The sequence below is a fragment of the Frankia sp. R82 genome (genome assembly GCF_023716925.1).
Taxonomy (GTDB): Bacteria; Actinomycetota; Actinomycetes; order Frankiales; family Frankiaceae; genus Frankia.
Map to the genome: position 1 here is coordinate 1 of NZ_JAMQQG010000105.1, position 3668 is coordinate 3668.

Consider the following 3668-nt stretch of genomic DNA (forward strand, 5'->3'; position numbering starts at 1 on the left):
GCGCCTTGCCGCGCTCGCGCCGGCCGAGCGCGCCCAGGCGCTGCTGACTCTCGTCGTGGAGCGTACGGCGAAGGTCCTCGGCCATGCCGGCTCCGCGACGGTCGACCCGGGGCGCAGCTTCGCGGACCTGGGCATGGACTCGCTCGCCGCGATCCAGCTGCGCAACACGCTGACGGCGGCGACTGGCCTTGCGCTGCCGGCCGGCCTGGTCTTCGACCATCCGACGCCCGCTGCGGTCGCCGCCTTCGCCGGCGCGCTGCTGTGGCCCGACCGGGCGCCTGACGACGGCTCGGCCGTCGCCGCGTTCGACCGCCTAGAGGCCGCCGTCCGCGCGGGCGCACCCGACCGCGACGACGTCGCCGAGCGGCTGGAACGGCTGCTGCGAGAGCTGCGCCCGGAGAGCGGGCCGGCCGCGGACGAGGACATCGGCTCGGTACCGGTCGAGCGCCTGTTCGCGATCATCGACCAGGGGACGGAGCTCTGATGGCCGAGGATAGCGCCAAGCTCGTCGAGTACCTGCGCAGGGCCACGACCGATCTGCGCCGGTCCCGCGCCCGGGTCGCCGAGCTGGAGAACCGGTCGGCCGAGCCGATCGCCGTGGTCGGGATGGCCTGCCGGTTCCCCGGCGGCGTGGGCGGCCCCGACGACCTGTGGCGACTGGTCGCCGACGGGGCCGACGCCGTCGGGCCCCTGCCGGCCGACCGCGGCTGGGACCTGCCCGGTCTCTACCACCCGGATCCGGACCACCCGGCGACGACGTACACCACCGGCGGCGCCTTCCTCGACGACGTCGCCGGGTTCGACAACGAGTTCTTCGGGATCTCCCCGCGCGAGGCGCTGGCGATGGACCCACAGCAACGGCTGCTCCTGGAGACGTCGTGGGAGGCCGTGGAGCACGCGCGCATCGACCCGCTGTCCCTGGCGGGCAGCCGGACCGGGGTCTTCGTCGGCACGATGTACCAGAACTACGCCTTCGGCGGCCAGCCCGTGCCGGCGGAGCTGGCCGGCTTCCTCATCAGCGGCAGCGCCGGCAGCGTGGTCTCCGGGCGCGTCGCCTACACGCTCGGGCTGACCGGACCGGCGGTCACCCTCGACACCGCCTGCTCGTCGTCGCTGGTCGCGCTGCACCTGGCCGTGAACGCACTGCGGGCGGACGAGTGCTCGCTGGCGCTGGCCGGCGGCGTGACGATCATGCCGACGCCCGACCTGCTGGTCGAGTTCGCGCGCCAGCGCGGCCTCGCCCCGGACGGGCGGTGCAAGTCGTTCGCCGCCGCCGCGGACGGCGTGGGGTGGGGCGAGGGCATCGGCGTGCTGCTCGTCGAGCGGCTGTCGGACGCGCACCGTAACGGCCACCGCGTGCTGGCGCTGGTACGCGGCTCCGCGGTGAACCAGGACGGCGCGTCGAACGGCCTGACCGCTCCCAACGGGCCGTCGCAGGAGCGAGTCATCCGCCAGGCGCTTGCCGCCGCGCGGCTGTCCGCGGCGGACGTCGACGTAGTCGAGGCGCACGGCACCGGCACCCGCCTCGGAGACCCGATCGAGGCCGAGGCGATCCTCGCCACGTACGGCCGCGGCGAGCGCGCGGCAGCTGTGCTGCTCGGCTCGGTGAAGTCGAACATCGGGCACACCCAGGCCGCCGCCGGCGTCGCTGGTGTGATCAAGATGGTGCAGGCGATGCGCCACGAGCTGCTGCCCCGTAGCCTGCACGTCGACCTACCCAGCCCGGCCGTGGCGTGGGGGTCCGGCGCGGTCGAGCTGCTCACCGAGGACCGCCCCTGGCCGGCCGGCGCGGTGCCTCGCCGCGCGGGGGTGTCGTCGTTCGGGATCAGCGGCACCAACGCGCACGTGATCCTGGAGTCGGCGCCGCCCGCCCCCGACCGCGTCGACGGGGCTGCCGTGCCGGTCTTCCCGCTGCCCGTGTCGGCACGGACCGCCGCGGCCCTCACGGCGGCCGTCGACCGGGTGCGCGCCGTTCCCGCCGAGGCGCTCGACGTCGGCCGCTCGCTGGCCGGCTCGCGGTCGGTCTTCGCCGAGCGGGCGGTGCTGATGGGCGACGAGGTCATCAGCGCCGCTCCGGCTGCCGGAGACCTGGGATTCGTGTTCGCAGGCCAGGGCGCGCAGCGAAGGGGCATGGGGCAGGGCCTCTACCAGGCCTTCCCAGCCTTCGCCGCGGCGTTCGACGAGGTCTGCGCGTATCTCAGCCCAGGAGTCCGAGAGGCGATCGTCTCCGGCGTCGGGCTCGACGAGACCGGCGTGACCCAGCCGGCCCTGTTCGCCGTCGAGGTCGCGCAGTTCCGGCTGCTCGAGTCGTGGGGCCTCCGGCCCCAGGTGCTGGTGGGCCACTCCATCGGGGAGATCGCCGCCGCGCACGCGGCGGGCATCCTCACGCTGCCGGACGCCGCGCGGCTGGTGTCGGCCCGGGGAAGGCTGATGCAGGCGCTCCCGGCGGGCGGGGCGATGGTGTCCGTCCGGGCCGGCGAGGCAGACGTGCGGCCACACCTGCGTGACGGCGTGGTCGTCGCGGCGGTCAACGGGCCCGGCCTCGTCGTCATCGCCGGGCCGGAGGCAGCCACCCTGGCCGTCGCCGAGGCGGTCGGGGCGAGGACACGGCGGCTGGCGGTCAGCCACGCCTTCCACTCGCCCCTGATGGACCCGATGCTGCCCGACTTCCGCTCCGCGCTGGCCGGGATCGCCTTCGGCCAGCCGACCATCCGCGTCGTCTCGACCACGGCCGGCGCGCCCACGGACATGTCCCACGCGGACTACTGGGTGCGGCAGGTCAGGGAACGCGTCCGCTTCCACGAGGCGATCGTCGCGGCGGGCGCGGGCACCTGGGTGGAGCTCGGCCCGGACGGCTCGCTGTCGTCGCTCGTCGACGGCCTCCCGCTGCTGCGGCGGGACGCGTCCGAGGCGCCGACCGCCGTGACCGCCGCCGCGACCGTGTGGGTGCGCGGCCACGACGTCGACTGGGCCGCCTACTACGGCGCCGGCGAGCTGATTGACCTGCCCACCTATCCGTTCCAGCACGAGCCCTTCTGGCTCGGCGCCGCGGCCGCCGCGCTACCGCTGCACCGGCTGCACTGGGCGGCGCTCGACCTCGCACCCGCGGGCGACCGGGCGGCCGCGACGGTGGCCGACTGCACGGGTGCCACCCCCGCGCAGGTGCTGGCGCGACTCCAGAGCCACCTGGCCGACCCGCGGGGCGGGCACCTCGTCGTCGCCTTCGACGGCACCCGCCCCGAGTCCGCTGGGCTCGCCGGCCTGCTGCGCACGGCCTGCACCGAGCATCCCGACCGGGTCGCGTTCGTCGACCACGACGGTCGCGACGACTCGCTGGCCCTGCTGGCGACCGCGGTCGCGGCCGGCCGACCGGAGCTTCGGGTGCGTGCTGGCGGTGCCGCGATCCCGGCCCTGGCCCCGGCCAGGACGAGGCGGCCGGGCGCGCTCGACGGCACCGTCCTGGTCACCGGCGCGGCCGGTGCCCTTGGCAGCGCCCTCGCCCGCCACCTCGTCTCGGCCCACGGCGTCCGCGAGTTGGTGCTGCTGGGCAGGCGCGGCGCGCCCGAGCTCGCCGCCGAGCTTGCCGCGCTGGGCGTCGAGGCGACCTCGGTAGCCGCCGACGTGGCCGACCGGGACGCCGTCGCCGCGGGGGGGGGGGGGGCGGCGCC

2 protein-coding genes are annotated in these 3668 nt (G+C 76.1%); both read left to right on the plus strand.

Annotated features, from left to right (window positions below; genetic code table 11):
- Positions 1 to 484, plus strand: a 484-nt coding sequence (locus ND747_RS15805) for an acyl carrier protein (protein WP_251734384.1), incomplete at its 5' end; no start/stop codon positions are given.
- A partial coding sequence (locus tag ND747_RS15810) for a type I polyketide synthase (RefSeq protein WP_251734385.1) occupies positions 484 to 3668 on the plus strand: 3185 nt, incomplete at its 3' end. The genes ND747_RS15805 and ND747_RS15810, both read left to right, overlap by 1 nt.